The organism is Streptomyces sp. NPDC002773 (genome assembly GCF_040295605.1).
Classification (GTDB): domain Bacteria; phylum Actinomycetota; class Actinomycetes; order Streptomycetales; family Streptomycetaceae; genus Streptomyces.
The window spans coordinates 63,579-79,339 of sequence record NZ_JBEOVO010000009.1; the positions used below are offsets into that span (position 1 = coordinate 63,579).

Annotated in this window: 9 protein-coding genes; 4 read left to right on the top strand and 5 right to left on the bottom strand. The window is 73.5% G+C overall.

Features of this window, described 5'->3' with window-relative positions; genetic code table 11:
* Positions 1 to 78 precede the first annotated feature (78 nt).
* From ABT034_RS14180 to ABT034_RS14200, 5 genes are all read right to left on the bottom strand, one after another.
* Positions 79 to 2,001, bottom strand: a complete 1,923-nt coding sequence (locus ABT034_RS14180; protein WP_351214784.1) for an acyl-CoA dehydrogenase family protein — start codon at positions 1,999 to 2,001, stop codon at positions 79 to 81.
* A 154-nt stretch (positions 2,002 to 2,155) separates the two neighbouring features.
* The gene (locus ABT034_RS14185; protein WP_351214786.1) at positions 2,156 to 3,601 is read right to left on the bottom strand and encodes an aldehyde dehydrogenase family protein; all 1,446 of its coding nucleotides are present in this window, start codon (positions 3,599 to 3,601) and stop codon (positions 2,156 to 2,158) included.
* A gap of 218 nt (positions 3,602 to 3,819) precedes the next feature.
* Positions 3,820 to 4,794, bottom strand: a complete 975-nt coding sequence (locus ABT034_RS14190; protein ID WP_351214788.1) for an EamA family transporter — start codon at positions 4,792 to 4,794, stop codon at positions 3,820 to 3,822.
* Between the two features lie 430 nt (positions 4,795 to 5,224).
* Positions 5,225 to 6,778 carry a PucR family transcriptional regulator gene (locus ABT034_RS14195; protein WP_351214790.1) on the bottom strand — a complete coding sequence of 518 codons (1,554 nt, stop codon included), beginning with the start codon at positions 6,776 to 6,778 and terminating at the stop codon, positions 5,225 to 5,227.
* A 152-nt stretch (positions 6,779 to 6,930) separates the two neighbouring features.
* Positions 6,931 to 9,054: a type IV secretory system conjugative DNA transfer family protein gene (locus ABT034_RS14200; RefSeq protein ID WP_351214792.1), complete on the bottom strand. Its 2,124-nt coding sequence runs from the start codon at positions 9,052 to 9,054 to the stop codon at positions 6,931 to 6,933.
* Between the two features lie 741 nt (positions 9,055 to 9,795).
* Here ABT034_RS14200 and gabT point away from each other — a divergent pair.
* The 4 genes from gabT (at position 9,796) to ABT034_RS14220 (ending at position 15,756) form a co-directional block, all read left to right on the top strand.
* On the top strand, positions 9,796 to 11,130 hold the full coding sequence (gene gabT / locus ABT034_RS14205) for a 4-aminobutyrate--2-oxoglutarate transaminase (protein ID WP_351214794.1): 1,335 nt from the start codon (positions 9,796 to 9,798) through the stop codon (positions 11,128 to 11,130).
* Between the two features lie 100 nt (positions 11,131 to 11,230).
* Positions 11,231 to 11,989 (top strand): phosphatase PAP2 family protein, encoded by a 759-nt coding sequence (locus tag ABT034_RS14210; RefSeq protein ID WP_351214796.1) that lies wholly within the window; start codon positions 11,231 to 11,233, stop codon positions 11,987 to 11,989.
* A gap of 19 nt (positions 11,990 to 12,008) precedes the next feature.
* Complete coding sequence (locus ABT034_RS14215) at positions 12,009 to 14,480, top strand: McrB family protein (protein ID WP_351214798.1); 2,472 nt, start codon at positions 12,009 to 12,011, stop codon at positions 14,478 to 14,480.
* Positions 14,464 to 15,756 carry an McrC family protein gene (locus ABT034_RS14220; protein WP_351214800.1) on the top strand — a complete coding sequence of 431 codons (1,293 nt, stop codon included), beginning with the start codon at positions 14,464 to 14,466 and terminating at the stop codon, positions 15,754 to 15,756. Before ABT034_RS14215 ends, ABT034_RS14220 begins: the two co-directional genes overlap by 17 nt.
* Positions 15,757 to 15,761: the final 5 nt, after the last annotated feature.

Below are 15,761 nucleotides of genomic sequence, written 5' to 3' on the forward strand. Positions count from 1 at the left end.
ACCGCCCCAGCGGGACGGATGCCCGCCACGGGGGCCGGGGTGCTGGCGCGGTGAGGTGGGCGCGGCGCCAGCCGGGGGTCAGTGGATTTTTCGGTGGACGTTCTGTTGGGTCGAGGGGCCCGGGGTTGCGTCGGCGATCCAGGGGCCCTCGCCGCTCGGGTCGACGATCCCCGCCTCCAGCCACGTGTAGCGCCCGGCCAGGACCCCGTCGACCACCCGCCGGTCGAGGTCGTCCGTGTTGGACCAGAGCCGCCCGAACAGCTCCTCGACCCGCAGCCTCGCCTGGTGGCAGAACGCGTCCGCGAGCTGGTACGCCTCGCGCCCGTGGTCGCCGGTGGTGCGGAGCAACTCGGCCCGTACACACGCCGCGCTCATCGCGAAGAGCTCCGCGCCGATGTCGACGATCCGACCGAGGAAGGCCTGCTTGAGCTCCATCCGGCCCTGCCAGCGGGACATCGCGTAGAACGTGGAGCGCGCGAGCTTGCGGGAGGTCCGCTCCACGTACCGGAGGTGGACCGCGAGCTCGCCGAACTCCCCGTACGCCCCCGGCCGCTGTCCCGGTCCTGTGACGAGACCGGGCAGCCAGCGGGCGTAGAAGCCGCCTGCCTTGGCCCCGGCCTTCGCCTTGTCGGCGAGCGACTTCCCCGGGTCGATGAGGTCCCCGGCGACGGAGAGATGCGCGTCGACGGCCTCGCGCGCGATCAGCAGGTGCATGATCTCGGTCGAGCCCTCGAAGATCCGGTTGATCCGCAGGTCGCGCAGGAGCTGCTCGGCGGGGACCGCGCGTTCACCCCGGGCGGCGAGCGAGTCGGCGGTCTCGTAGCCGCGGCCGCCGCGGATCTGGACGAGTTCGTCGGCGATGAGCCAGGCCATCTCGGAGCCGTACAGCTTGGCGAGGGCGGCCTCGATGCGGATGTCGTTGCGGTCCTCGTCGGCCATCTGCGAGGCGAGGTCGACGACGGCCTCCAGGGCGAAGGTGGTGGCCGCGATGAAGGAGATCTTGGTGCCGACGGCCTCGTGCCGGGCGACGGGACCGCCCCACTGCTCGCGGACGCCCGCCCATTCACGGGCGATCTTCAGGCACCACTTCCCGGCGCCCGCGCAGGCCGCGGGCAGCGAGAGGCGGCCGGTGTTGAGGGTGGTGAGGGCGATCTTGAGGCCGGCGCCCTCGGGCCCGATGCGGTTCTCGGCGGGCACGCGCACGCGATGGAAGCGGGTGACGCCGTTCTCCAGGCCGCGCAGGCCCATGAAGGCGTTGCGGTGCTCGACGGAGATGCCGGGTGAGTCGGCCTCGACGACGAACGCGGTGATGCCGCCGGACCGGCCCTCGGACGCCGGCACACGGGCCATCACGACGAGCAGGTCGGCGACGACCCCGTTGGTGGTCCACAGCTTCACGCCGTCGAGCACGTAGTCGTCGCCGTCCCGTACGGCGGTGGTGGCGAGCCGCGCCGGGTCGGAGCCGACGTCGGGCTCGGTGAGCAGGAAGGCGGAGAGGTCGGTACGGGCAAGACGGGGCAGGAAGGCGTCCTTCTGCTCCTGGGTCCCGAAAAGCTTCAGCGGCTGCGGTACGCCGATCGACTGATGCGCGGAGAGCAGCGCGCCGACGGCGGGGCTTGCGGAGCCGACGAGGGCGAGGGCGCGGTTGTAGTACAGCTGGGTGAGGCCGAGACCGCCGTACTTCCGGTCGATCTTCATCCCAAGCGCCCCGAGCTCCTTGAGCCCGGTGATCGTCTCGTCGGGGATGCGGGCCTCGCGTTCGATGCGGGCGCCGTCGATCCGGGTCTCGCAGAACGTGCGGAGGTTGGCGAGGAAGGCCTCGCCGCGCCGGGCGTCCTCCTCGGCGGGGAGCGGATGCGGATGGACGAGGTCCAGGCGGAACCTGCCGAGGAAGAGCTCCTTGGCGAAGCTCGGCTTGTGCCAGTCCCGCTCACGTGCGGCCTCGGCGGTCTGCCGGGCTTCGTGTGCGGTGACCTTGGGCCGCTGGGTGGGCGCGGACATGGACACCTCCTGGGGTCTTTGTCCGTCGTACCCGATTTTCGGCGGTCCGGAAAGACGAGAAGACGGCCTGAGCCCCCGCACAGTGGGCTCAGGCCGCCTGGTCTCGTGGACCCGTGGGCGTACGGGGTGCGAGTGCACCCGGCAGGCGTACGGGTTACAGGGCGAGGCCCGTCAGGACGAGGACGCGCTCGTAGGTGTAGTCGTCCATCGCGAACTTGACGCCCTCGCGGCCGACGCCGGAGCGCTTGGCGCCGCCGTACGGCATCTGGTCGGCGCGGTACGAGGGGACGTCGCCGACGATCACGCCGCCGACCTCCAGGGCGCGGTGGGCGCGGAAGGCGGTCTGCAGGTCGTGCGTGAAGACGCCCGCCTGGAGGCCGAAGTCGGAGTCGTTGACCGCGGCGAAGGCCTCGGCCTCTCCGTCGACCTTGGTGATCGTCAGGACCGGGCCGAAGACCTCGGCGCGGGCCAGGGTGACGTCGGCCGGGAGGTCGGTGAGGACGGTCGGGGCGTAGGTGGCGCCCTCGCGCTTGCCGCCGGCGAGGAGCTTGGCGCCGGCCGCGACGGCCTCGTCGACCCAGGCCTCGACGCGCTGGGCGGCGGCCTCGTCGACGAGCGGGCCGACGTCGGTGGCGGCGTCGGACGGGTCACCGGTGACCTGGGCCTCGACGGCGGCGACGATCTTCGGCACCAGGCGGTCGTAGACCGAGGCGTCGGCGATCACGCGCTGCACGGAGATGCAGGACTGGCCGCCCTGGTAGTTGGAGAAGGTGGCGATACGGGTCGCCGCCCAGTCCAGGTCGGCCTCGGAGGACCAGTCGGGCAGGACGACGGCCGCGGCGTTGCCGCCGAGCTCCAGGGTGCAGTGCTTGTGCGGCACCGACTCCTGGATGGCGTAACCGACCTTGTCCGAGCCGGTGAAGGAGATGACCGGGAGGCGCTCGTCCTTGACCAGGGCGGGCATGCGGTCGTTCGGCACGGTGAGGATCGACCAGGAGCCGGCCGGCAGGTCGGTCTCGGCCAGGATCTCGCCCAGGATGAGGGAGGAGATCGGGGTCGACGGGGCCGGCTTGAGGATGATCGGGGCGCCGACGGCGATGGCCGGGGCGACCTTGTGGGCGCTGAGGTTCAGCGGGAAGTTGAACGGCGCGATGCCGAGGACGACGCCCGTGGGGATACGGCGGGTCAGGGCGAGGCGGCCCGCACCGCCGGCCTCGGTGTCCAGGCGCTGGGCCTCGCCGGCGTTCCAGCGGCGGGCCTCTTCGGCGGCGAAACGGAAGACGGAGACGGCACGGCCGACCTCGCCGCGGGCCCACTTGATGGGCTTGCCGTTCTCGGCGGAGATCAGGAGGGCGATCTCCTCGGTGCGCTCGGCGAGCCGCTTCGACACGTGGTCGAGCGCGGCGGCGCGGACGTGCGCCGGGGTCGCGGCGAACTCGTCGACGACGGCGTGCGCGGCGGCGACGGCCTCCTCGACCTGGGCCTCGGTGGGCACGCTGACCTTGCCGACCAGACGTCCGTCGTACGAGTTCGTGACGTCGAAGGTGGCGTCGCCGGTGGCCTCGCGGCCGGCGAGCCAGAAGGCGTGGGTGGTCGTCATTGCGTACCGGCCCTTTCCGTTTCGGGGGTGGTGCGAGGGGGTGTGCTCGCGCTCTCGTGCCACGTTAGGGCGAAGCGGGCGGACGGGCGCTTATCCGGTGTGGAGTGGTGGGCGGGGGCTCCTGTCCGCTTTGGCCGAAGCGGACACACAGGCCTGCGCGCGGCCGGGCGGGGGCACGCGTGCGCGTGCCGGCCGGGCGGGGGCACGCGTGCGCGTGCTCAGCCGCGCCGCTCGGTCGACACGATCAGCCAGACACCCCCGACGACGATCGCGCCGCCGAGGAGAATGGGCCACGACAGGGCCTCGTTCAGGATCAGGGCGCCGAGGGCGACGGCGACGACGGGGTTGACGTACGCGTAGGTGGCGACGAGCGAGAGCGGCGCCGCCTGGAGGAGCCACGCGTACGCGGTGAAGGCGATCAGGGAGCCGAAGACGATCAGGTACGCGAGGGCGACCCAGGAGCGGGTGGAGATGTCCCCGAGGTCGAGGCCGTGCTGCTCGCCCCGGGCCATGCCGACGGCGAGGCCGCCGAGACCGCCCGCGATCATCTCGTACGCGCTGGCCGTGAAGGGATTGGCGGGCAGCGGGAGGCGGGCGGAGGAGAACGAGCCGAGGGACCAGAGGAAGGTGGCCACGACGACGAGGAACACTCCGCCGACCTTCACGTCACCGCTGAGGCCCGGCAGGGTGAGCACCGCGAGCCCCGCGAGCCCCAGGAGCACCCCGGCGAGCCCGCCCGCGCTCGGCCGTTGACCCGCGGTCGCCTTGAGGATCACGACCCAGGCCGGGACGACGGAGATGAGCAGCGCGGCCAGACCGGACGGGATGGAGGTCTCGGCGAGGACGACGAGGCCGTTGCCGCCGAGGATCAGGAGCAGGCCGACGAGCACCGCGGAGCCGAGCTGCCGGCGGGTGACCTTGAGGGCGGCGGGGCCCTGTCGCCAGGCGATGATCCCGGCGAGGAGCAGGCCGGCGGTGACGAAGCGGGTGCCGGCGGAGAGGAAGGGCGGCATCGTCTCGACGGCGATCCGGATGCCGAGGTAGGTGGAGCCCCACACGACGTACACGATGCCGAGCGCGGCCCATACGGCGCCGGTGATCCGGCGGGCGGGAGCAGCGGGGGCGGCGGCGGTACGGGACGCGGACGCGGCCTGTCGCGCTTCGGGGGCCGGATCGGCGGCGGGGCTTGTCATGAGCAGGAGCGTAAGGAGTGTCGGCCTCGATGACCAAGAGAATTGCCCGTATTCGGGCAGACGGAGGCGGGTACGCGGGGGCGAGGAGGCCGCTCCCGGGGAATGACACGATGGGCCGAGCACCCGTACAAGAAGACCTCAGGTCTGCACCACTAGGGGGAAACACATGGTCCTGCTCGCCTTGATCGGCGTCCTGGTACTCGTCGCCGGGGGGTGTGTCTGCGTGGTGTGGGCCGCGCGGGGCGGCCCCCGTTGGGTCCGTGGCGTGGCAGCCGTGACCCTGGCGGCCGGCCAGGTCGTCCGGAGCAGCCGACGGCGGGGCGTGGGGTCCGGGAACGGGAACGGGAACGACGGGGCGATGGACGGCTGACGTCGGGCGCCCCCCAGCGCCGCACTCCGGCCCCTTACGTCACACCCTGCCCCACCCTTCTTACTCCACGCCCTCCCCCGTCGCCTTCAGGGCCAGCCACAGCTCCATCCGTACGTCCGGGTCGTCCAGGGAGCGGCCGAGGATCTCCTCCACGCGCCGCATCCGGTAGCGCAGGGTGTGGCGGTGGACGCCCAGGTCCGCCGCCGCCGCGTCCCACTGGCCGTGGCGGGAGAGCCAGGCCCGCAGGGAGGCGACCAGGTCGCCGCGGCCCTTCGCGTCGTGGTCCCGGAGCGCCCGGAGCATCCCGTCGGCGAAGGCGCGGACGGCGTCGTCGGCGAGGAGCGGCAGGACCGAGCCGGCCGCGAGGTCCTCGTGCTCGACGAGCGCCTTCCCCCGGCGTCGGGCCACCGAGAGCGCCTGCTCCGCCTGCTTGTACGCGGCCGCGGCCACGATCGGGCCCGCGGGGGCCGAGAGCCCGATGGCCACACCGGCCTCGTCGGCGTCCCGCTCCGCGTACGTCTCGCAGGCGGCGACGACCGCGCCCCCGTCCGCGGCGAGGACGACGAGCCGCTGTTCGCTCTCGGGGACGGCGAGCACGGCCTCACCGGCGCGGGCCGCGGCGGCCTCCAGGGACTCGGCGAGTACCGGCAGCGGCGGTTCGCCGGCCGCGTCGCCGCCGGCGGGTTCGGCGACGACGATCCGGAAGGGGGCGTCGAGCAGTCCGCCGTAGACGTCGCCGGCCACCGCGCGCGCGTGGTCCGGCTGGCCGGCGAGCATCATGCGCAGGACCGCGGCGCCGAGCCGCTGTTCGGCGGCCTGGAGCGAGCGGGAACGTTCCGTCGTGAGGGTGAGCAGGGCGATCGCGGAGTGCACCGCGTACCGCTCGGCCGTCCCGAGGGGCGCGCCCGTGCCGACCGCGAGGGCGCCCCGCACCCGGCGCCCGGTGCCGAGGGACTGGAGCTCGACGCGGTCGTCCGTACCGCCGACGACGGCGCTGGCGGGGGCCGGGCGGTCGCGCAGCCGTTCCACGTCGGAGGTGAGCCGGGCGGCCCGGCGGGCGGCCCAGTCGGGCGAGACGGCGACGACCGTGCCGGAGGTGTCGTAGAGCGCGGCCCAGCCGTCGACGTGTGCGGCGAGCCGGGCGACGACGGCCTCGGGGCCCTCGGCGAGCGCGGCCCTGGTCAGCTCGCGCTGGGCCTCGAAACCGGCCGTGACGGCCCGGTACTGATCGGCGGAGATGGCCGCCGACACCGCCTTGCTGATGGCGAGGAAGGGTGTGCGGCGCGGCACTTCCAGGAGCGGCAGGTGTTCCTCGCGGGCCGCGTCGAGCAGGGCCGACGGGATCGCCTCGTAGTTGACGCCGATGGCGAAGCCGAGCCCGACGACCCCCGCGCCGAGCAGCCGCCGGACGTAGCGGCGCATGGCCTCCAGGTCCTCCGCGTCGAGCGTGAGCGCGGTGGTGAGGAGGAGCTCGCCGCCCTCCATGTACGGCACGGGGTCGGCGAGCTCGCTGACGTGCGCCCAGCGGACGGGGGTGTCGAGGCGGTCCTCACCCGCGCGCACGACGAGCTTCAGGGAGGAGTGCTGGACGAGCGAGGCGAGGGTGGGCGGCATTGGGGACCGTCGGACCTTTGAGCGAGGGGGCGCCGCTCAGCCGAGCGGCGCCCCCGATTGTGCCAGGGCCCGGAGGCGACCGCTCCGCGGCGCGGGAGCGGTGCCGGGGGGTACCGCTCCGCAGCAGGGGCCGGAGACCCTGGGGGTGCCGCTCAGTCCCGTAGGTCGACGAGCAGCGGCGGCATGTGCTCGCCCCGTACGTGCGTGAGGGAGAGGACGGCATGCCCCGGTGGCACGGCGTGCGCGAGGTCGGATGCCGACCAGCGCTGCCGCTCCACCTCTCGTACGGTGACGGCCTCGGTGGTCACGGCCTTGCCCGTCACCAGTTTGCGCAGGGCGTGGAACGCCCGGGTCATCGGCTGATCGGCGAACACGGTGTGATGGGCGACCTCCGTTGTCTCCACCCGTTCGGTGCCCCACGCCTCGGCGAAGGCCTTGCCGTCCCAGGTGGAAAGGCCGGCGAAGGCCGACCGGCAGCCGACCGACGCGAGCAGCGGCCCGTGCAGGGCCTCGGACACCTCCGCGAGGGTGCGGAGGGCGAGCACGACGGCCGCGTTCTGCGGGCGCAGCCGTTGGAGGGCCCGTACGGTCCCGGGAGTGAGCGCGCTCGCCGCGTCGTCGAGCACCAGGAAGGCGAGGTGTCCGCGCCCGGCACGGTTCCGGGTGACGGACTGGAACTGTGCGAGGAGCAGGCGGTTCAGGAGCCGCGCGGCCTCTTCGTGGCCGCTCTCGGGCAGGCTGATCCGCACGCGCATCGGATGCTGGGCGACGGCCGCGAGGGAGAAGGGCCGCACCTCGCGGCCGCCGCCGAAGAACTCGGCGAAGAGGGGCCGGTCGAGGGCGGCGAGCCGGTCGGCGAGCACGGGGCCCACGTCGCTCGCGGTGCCGACCTGGCGGATCCGGGATTGCAGTTCGCGGCGCATGGCCTGCGCGCTGTCGGCCGGCAGCAGGTCGAGCAGGGCCCGGAGGTTCTCGGCGCGGGCTTCGAGCAGTTCGCGCAGGACCGGGACGGTCGGGAAGCGTCCGTACGCGGTCCGGTACGGGCCGATGAGCTGTGCGAGGGCGGTCGCGGCCCGCCGGGTCTCCACGCCCTCCAGGTCGCCGACGAGCCCCTCGGCGAGGAAGGCGGCGGCCTCGTCCGCGTCGGTGGCCCCGGCGTACAGGTCCAGGTCGTAGCGGGAGGCGGGGTCGCCGAGCCTGACGACGACGTCGTACGCCTCGTCGGCACCGAGCGGGGCCGATGCCGCGCCGACGGCAACGACGGCGCAGGCTCCGGTGAGCGCCTGGAGGGTGAGCGCCTCGACGACGGGCGCGACCAGGGTGCGGGTCTTGCCCGCGCCGGAGGGGCCGACCGCGAGGAGGGAGGTGCCGAGGAGATCGGGGTCGAGCGCGAGACCGGCACCGTGGTAGGCCTGCGGGGTGCGCTCCGCGGGCACGCAGCGGCCGATCCGGACCTGGCCCAGGAGCAGGTCGTGAGTGGCCGATCGGCGGGGCAGGTCCCGGGCGCCGGACGGGTGGGCGCCGGTCGCGGCGCCCTGCTCGGTCAGCGCCTCGGCGAGGGCGGCGCGGCGCACGGTGTCGCGTTCGGTGTCCTGCCAGGCGCGGCGGACGCGGGCGCAGTCGACGTCGTTCATCCGCCCGGCGGCCAGCTCGCCGACCAGCCGCTCGGCGGCGCGGTGCCCGCCCGCCTCCCGCAGCTCCGGCCACTGGGAGCGCGGCACGCCCGGGGCGGCGGCCGGGGCCGGGGTGGCGGCGGAGCGGTCGCGCCACGCCCGGAAGAGGCTCGCCCACGCGCCGACGCGGGCGAAGGGCCACACCACGGCCGCGGTGATGGCCGCGTACAGCGGATAGACGAGCAGGGGGGCTTCGAGGACGTCGTATCCCCCGCCGAGGAGGGACACGAGGGAGAACACGGGCAGGGCGACGGGCAGCGGGTCCCAGCCGACACCGAAGGCTTCCGGCCACACGAACGCCAGGGCGATCAGGGCTCCGGCACCGGCGAGCGCGGCCCGGACGGCCGGGCGGAACCGGTCGAGGTAGTGGCGGACGATCTTGCCCCAGGAGCCGAGGGCGGCGACCGCGCAGACGAGCCCGACGAAGACGACGCCGCCGAAGACTTCACGCGCCGCTTCCCCGTGCCAGTCCCGTGCCGAGGTGGTGCCGTGGTACCACCAGTCGCCGGGGGTGAGGGTCTGGAGCACCACGTACATGTACGGGAGGGTCCCGCGCCGGTAGGCCGACCAGATGAGCAGGCCGATGGCCACCGGGATCAGCATCCCGGCGATGGTGGCGGGCGCCAGGCGGGCGGGCGCACCGGGCGGCGGCGGGGTGTGCCGGAACCGCCAGATCCCGAGACCGGCGTCGGGACGTGGGGCGTCCAGCCATTCGGCGACGGGGTGGCGTCCCGCGGGTGCGTCGCCCGGCCGTGGCGGGGCGGCCTGGGCCGGGGTGTGCCCCGGGAGTGGCGGTACGGGCGGGAGACCGATCGGAGGGGAACCCTCGGGCGGGAGACCGATCGGAGGGGAACCCTCTGGCGGGAGACCGGCCGGAGAGCCCTCGGGCGGGAGACCGCCCCGGAGGTGGCCCCCTAGCGGCGGAGTGGCCGAAGAGCGACCCTCGGACGGCGGACCGGCCGTCGGCGGGCTCGCGGGCGGTGGGACCACCGGCCGTGGCGCAGGCGGGCGCGGCGGGAACCCCGCCGCGGGAGGTGGTGCCGCACCGCCGAACGGGTCGCGTGACTCGTACGTGCCGTCGGTCTCCATGAACCCCTGCCCCCTGACCAGCCGGGTCGCCGTCTCTGTGCCACCGTCAATCTAGTGGCCCGCGGACGCCCCGGAGGGGTTTCGACCACCCGTGTGGCCGGGCAACCCCGGGAAGCGGAAGCGGCGCCGCCCTGTCCATCACGGACAACGACACGCCCTCATCACTCCCGATCGGCGCATGCCTCCGCCACTCCCTCGCGCCTAGCCTGCGGAGGAAACCCGCAAGTGCGTCCAGAACACCCCCAGGAGCCCCGCATGAACGCTGTCCCGCAGGAGCGGCGCGTCGTCACCGCCATCCCCGGTCCGAAGTCGCAGGAGCTTCAGGCCCGTCGGCTCGACACGGTCGCCGGTGGCGTCGGTTCCACGCTGCCCGTCTTCACCAAGCGGGCCGGTGGCGGCATCATCGAGGACGTCGACGGCAACCGTCTGATCGACTTCGGCTCCGGCATCGCCGTGACCTCGGTCGGCGCCTCCGCCGAGGCCGTCGTGCGCCGCGCCTCCGCGCAGCTCCAGGACTTCACCCACACCTGTTTCATGGTGACGCCGTACGAGGGGTACGTGGAGGTCTGCGAGGCGCTCGCCGAGCTGACGCCGGGCGACCACGCCAAGAAGTCCGCGCTGTTCAACTCGGGCGCCGAGGCCGTCGAGAACGCGGTCAAGATCGCCCGTTCGTACACCAAGCGCCAGGCCGTCGTCGTCTTCGACCACGGCTACCACGGCCGTACGAACCTCACGATGGCGCTGACCTCGAAGAACATGCCGTACAAGCAGGGCTTCGGGCCGTTCGCGCCCGAGGTCTACCGCGTGCCGGTCGCCTACGGTTACCGCTGGCCCACCGGTCCGGAGAACTGCGGCCCCGAGGCCGCCGCCCAGGCGATCGACAACATCACGAAGCAGATCGGCGCCGAGAACGTCGCCGCGATCATCATCGAGCCGGTCCTCGGCGAGGGCGGCTTCATCGAGCCGGCCAAGGGCTTCCTGCCGGCGATCGTGAAGTTCGCCAACGACAACGGCATCGTCTTCGTCGCCGACGAGATCCAGTCCGGCTTCTGCCGTACCGGCCAGTGGTTCGCGTGCGAGGACGAGGGCATCGTCCCGGACCTCATCACCACCGCCAAGGGCATCGCGGGCGGCCTGCCGCTCGCCGCCGTCACCGGCCGCGCCGAGATCATGGACTCCGTCCACGGCGGCGGCCTCGGCGGCACCTACGGCGGCAACCCGGTGGCCTGCGCCGGTGCGCTCGGCTCCATCGAGACGATGAAGGAGCTCGACCTCAACGGCAAGGCGCGCCGCATCGAGGAGCTCATGAAGGCCCGCCTTTCGGCGATGGCCGAGAAGTTCGACGCCATCGGCGACATCCGCGGCCGCGGCGCCATGATCGCCATCGAGCTCGTCAAGGACCGCGCGACCAAGGAGCCGAACCCGGAGGCCGCGGGCGCGCTCGCGAAGGCCTGCCACGCCGAGGGCGTGCTGGTCCTGACCTGTGGCACCTACGGCAACGTGCTGCGTTTCCTGCCGCCGCTGGTCATCGGCGAGGACCTGCTGAACGAGGGCCTCGACGTCATCGAGAGCGCGTTCGCGCAGATCTGACGCCCCGTGAGGGTCGCGGTGTGAAGACTCTGTGGGGGGCCGATGGCGGGATGCGTTTCCCGCTGTCGGTCCCCCCTTCTCTGACGTACGGTTTCTGCAGATGAGAGAAACACCCCGGGCGGAGCATCCCCAGCCCCGCCCACACCGTGCCGTCGCGCACACCCCTGGAGCCTCGCGCTCCGGAACTCCTCACCGATCGGATGGCCGCCCGCCCCACACCCCCCGGGGCGTGCGGCAGCCCGATCCACTCGGCCGCCCTGGAACCACCCCCCCTGTTCCAGGGCGGCCGGCTCTCTTCTCGGCGCTCGTCGCCCTCGCCGTCGTGACCTGGCAGGTGCTCGTCCACGGCCCCTTGGCCAGGCTCGACGAGCGGGTGTCCCGGGCCCTGGTGGACACGGTCCCCCGGCCCCTCTCCGAACTCGGCGCCGACCTCGGCAACCTGACGGTGGCTCTTCCCGTCCTCGCCTGCGCGATGGCGTACGCCCTGTGGCGCGGCCGCCGCGCCGCCGCCCTGTACGCGGGCCTCGCGATGGCCGCCGTACCCCTGCTCGTGATTCCCCTCAAGGAGTGGACGGCCCGCCCCGGCCCGCTGGAGCCCTGGGCCCACGGGTACTACCCCTCGGGGCACACGGCCACGGCGATGGTCGCCTACTTCGGCGCGGCCTTCCTCGTCTCGAACCGCCTGATCCCCGTCGCCGCCGTACTGACGGCGGTGACGGGGACCGGCCTCGTCCTGCGGGGCTACCACTGGCCGTTGGACGTGCTGGCCTCGCTCGCCCTGTGCCTTCCGCTGCTGCGCTGGCCCGTCCTCGCGACGCGGTACGGTCGTCGGGACCGCGCGGGGGGCGCGCGGGGGTGAGACTCCCAGGGGGACACGGATGGCGGACCACGGCACACGTTTCTCGGTCACGTTCGACGGGCGTGCGCACGAGCTGAACCCCTCGGGCGGGCAGATCGTCCTCCCGACCCACGGTGCCAAGATCCACCACGATCCCGGCTGCGGCCATCTCACCGACGCGCACCAGCTCGAACGGCATCCCGACAAGGACGGCCTGACCTGGCGCCGGCTGCTCGACGCCGAGGACCCGGCCTCCTGGTCGGCGTCCGCCGGCCTGCTGAACGGCCGCGGCAAGCCCCTGACGGGCGTCTGTTCCTGCGCTCTGCGGCCCGTCACGGCGGACCACGCCGACGGTCTGCCGTACTGGCCCCTCGACGAGGCCCTCGACGCGTTCGACGTCGAACGGCACCGGGCGGCCCTCGAAGCGGCGGACCGCCGGGCCGAGGAGATCCGCCGGGACTTCCCCCTGGAGGCGTGGCCGGAACTCCCGCTGGAGCGCTACGCCCTCGGCGTCCACAAGAACCGCCCGGACCTCCCCCCGCCGTACTGCCACGCACTCGAGTACGGCAGCGGCGAGCTGGGCAGCATCACCGGCGGCTCGGCCAAGAAGCACCTCATCTACTGCCGGGACGGCGGCCGCTGGTGGCACGACTCGGGCTATCCCGACGCCGCCACGGCCTGGAGCGCGGTGCGCCGGGGCATCGTCGAGGCGGTGACGGCGGCCCGCGAGGGCAGGGTCGGGGACATCGACGACATCGCCGCCGTCCGGGCGGCGAACACACTGATCGCCAAGACCCTGCGGATCTACGCCCCGGACTCGATCGTCCCGGTGTACGCGGACAGCTACACCCGGCACTACACGGCCCTGCTCTCGAACGACGTGCCGGCGCGGATGCGCCCCTTCGCCCGGAAGGAGTACCTGCGCCGGCTGGTCGGGCAGCACCCCCGGCTCAAGGACTGGCCGCCCCACCTCGTCTACCGCTTCCTGGCCTGGTGGGCTCCGCCACGGGTGGCGCCGCGGGTGTTCGCCGTGGGCATCCACCCCGGTGGCGAGCTGGACCTGGATTGCCTCATGGAGGGCTACGCGGCCGTCGGCTTCGACGAACTCGGCGATCTGCACGACTTCGCCGACAAGGAGGAGTTCAGCAGGGCCGTACAAGGCCGGTTCCCGGTGCGGGACGCGCGGAACGCGGCCGACGTCTGGCGGCTCCTGGAGATGCGGCCGGGCGACCGGGTCGTGGCGCACGAGGCCGCCGACCGCATCTTCGCGGTCGGCCGCGTCACCGGGGACGGCTACTCCTGGCGTCCCTCCCGGCCGGACCGTCGGCACACCGTCGCGGTGGAGTGGGATTCCTCCTTCCACCTGGATCTCGACCGTCCGGTCCCGGGGTGGGGGCCGGACCGGATCGCCGAGGTCAAGCCCGCGTTCTGGACGAAGCTCAAGCAGCTGCGCGCCGACCGGCTGAAGACGCGGGCATCGGAGGAACCGGACGCCGAAGTCGCCGAGGACGCCGCGGACGTCGAGGACGTCCCCGTCCTCCACCCGCTCGACCCCGAACTCCAGCGCCTCGACGACGCGCTGACCCGCCGCGGCCAGGCGATCCTCTACGGCCCGCCGGGCACCGGGAAGACGTACCAGGCCCTGCGTTACGCCGTGCAGCGGCTCGGCGCCCTCTCCGACGACCTCCCGGGCGTCGCCCCGTGGGCCGAGCCGGAGAGCGCCGAGTACCGCGCGACCCTGAAGGCGCTCCAGGACGCCGGCCGGCTCACCCTCGTCACCTTCCACCCGAGTTACGGGTACGAGGACTTCGTCGAGGGACTGCGGCCGGTGAAGGGGCAGGCGGGGCTGGCCCTGGAGCCTCGCCCTGGTGTCTTCAAACGGGTCTGCGAGCAGGCGGCGGAGGACCCCGACCACACCTACCTCGTGGTCGTCGACGAGTTCAACCGCGGCAACGTGCCGAAGGTCCTCGGTGAACTGATCACCGTCCTGGAGAAGGACAAGCGCGGGCTGTCCGTCACGCTCCCGCTGAGCGAGCGGCCGTTCGCCGTGCCGCGGAACGTGCTGCTGCTCGGCACCATGAACACCGCCGACCGGTCCATCCGGATGCTCGACTCCGCGATACGCCGCCGCTTCGCCTTCGTGGAGCTGCTTCCGGACCCGAAGCCGCTGCGCGGGTTCAACGTCGACCTGCTCGACCTCGGTGTGTTCCTGGAGGCGCTCAACGCCCGTGTCCGGCGGCTGCTCGACCGGGAGAAGCAGATCGGCCACGCCTTCCTGATGCCCGGCGGCGAACCGGTGGCGACGGCGGCGGAGCTGGCCGCGATCGTCCGGGACGAGATCATGCCGCTGCTGCAGGAGTACGCGTACGACGACTACGGGCTGCTGGCCTCGTTCCTCGGCGAGGCGGTCGTCGACCCGGTCGACCACTGCCTGCGCGATCTCGACGACGAGTCGCTCGTGTACGCGCTGCACTCCGAGCTCAGGGCCGGCGCCGATGCCGAACCCGCCTGAGCACGCGCCGTACGTCCTGAGCGAGTACGGGCAGCTGGTCGTCCCCGGTGTCCGCCTGACGGACGCCGACCGGCGGCTCGTCGAGGGCGGGGCGCTCGACGGGCGGCTGCGGGTACGGGAGCTGCGGGGCGACCGGCTTGAGGTGACCGCGGGGTCGTACGTCGGAGTCGTCCGGCTCGACGCCTGCGAGCTGCGCGTCCTGCCGAAGTACCTGGGCGGGGACCTCGACGTGCTGCGGATGCTCGACTACGCCTGGGGCGGGCCCGGCGCCGCCCTTCCCCTCGGGCAGGACTTCAGCGGCGGCCCGCCCCATCTGCGGGACCTGGTCGCCCTCATGGTGACCGAGCACGCCGAGCGTCTGCTGCGCCACGGGGTCCGGAGCGACTACCTCACGCGGGAGGACGACCTGCCCGTCGTACGCGGCCGTCTGCTGCCGGACCGTCAGCTCGTCCGCCACCACGGCCGACTGGACCGGCTGGCCTGCCGGTTCGACGAACACGACGCCGACATCCTCGACAACCGGATCTGCGCCCACGCCGTGGAGCGGGCGGCCCGCACGGCGCGCTCCTCCGAGGTACGGAGCCGGGCCAGGCGCGCGGCGGCGCGCTTCGCGGCCTACGCCCCGGGTCCGCTGGGGGATCTCCGCACCGCGGTGTCGCAGCCGGCCTACCACCGGCACAACGAGCACTACCGGCCCGCTCACCTCTGGTCGCGGCTGCTGCTCTCGGGCGGCGGGATCGAGGACCTGTTCACCGCCGGTCCGCTGACCTCCCGGGCCTTCCTCCTCGACATGAACCAGCTGTTCGAAGCGTTCGTGACGCGTCTGCTGCGGGAGGGTTCCGCTGCCGCCGGGATGCTCGCCGAGGCGCAGTCGCGGCAGCGGCGGGTGCTGTTCGACGAGGCCACGGGTGCGCCGTACTCCGAGGTGCGACCGGACCTGCTGGTCTCCGGCGCCCGGGACGGTGTGCCCTTCCGGCTGCCCGTGGACGTGAAGTACAAGCTCTACGACCAGCGGAAGCTGTCCACGCAGGATCTGTACCAGGCGTTCCTGTACGCCCACGCGCTGTCCGGCGGCGGTCCCGGGCGCTGTTCCCTGGTCCACCCGGGGGGTGCCGGTTCCGCCGGGGCGACGGTGTCCGTCCGGGGTGCGGACGGGGCGGTGTCCGCGGTCGTCCGGGCCGTGCCGTTGGATCTGCGGGCGGTCCTCGACGGGCTGGCCGGGCCGGAGCCCGCGACGGCTCCGGCCCGGGTGTTCCGTGAGGTGGTGGCGGGCTGACCGGG

Excerpts from the sequence above, each read along its gene's own strand:
- ABT034_RS14180 (WP_351214784.1), bottom strand. The coding sequence starts at position 2,001 with ATGTCCGCGCCCACCCAGCGGCCCAAGGTCACCGCACACGAAGCCCGG.
- ABT034_RS14185 (WP_351214786.1), bottom strand. The coding sequence starts at position 3,601 with ATGACGACCACCCACGCCTTCTGGCTCGCCGGCCGCGAGGCCACCGGC.
- ABT034_RS14190 (WP_351214788.1), bottom strand. The coding sequence starts at position 4,794 with ATGACAAGCCCCGCCGCCGATCCGGCCCCCGAAGCGCGACAGGCCGCG.
- ABT034_RS14195 (WP_351214790.1), bottom strand. The coding sequence starts at position 6,778 with ATGCCGCCCACCCTCGCCTCGCTCGTCCAGCACTCCTCCCTGAAGCTC.
- ABT034_RS14200 (WP_351214792.1), bottom strand. The coding sequence starts at position 9,054 with ATGCTGATCCCGGTGGCCATCGGCCTGCTCATCTGGTCGGCCTACCGG.
- gabT (WP_351214794.1), top strand. The coding sequence starts at position 9,796 with ATGAACGCTGTCCCGCAGGAGCGGCGCGTCGTCACCGCCATCCCCGGT.
- ABT034_RS14210 (WP_351214796.1), top strand. The coding sequence starts at position 11,231 with ATGAGAGAAACACCCCGGGCGGAGCATCCCCAGCCCCGCCCACACCGT.
- ABT034_RS14215 (WP_351214798.1), top strand. The coding sequence starts at position 12,009 with ATGGCGGACCACGGCACACGTTTCTCGGTCACGTTCGACGGGCGTGCG.
- ABT034_RS14220 (WP_351214800.1), top strand. The coding sequence starts at position 14,464 with ATGCCGAACCCGCCTGAGCACGCGCCGTACGTCCTGAGCGAGTACGGG.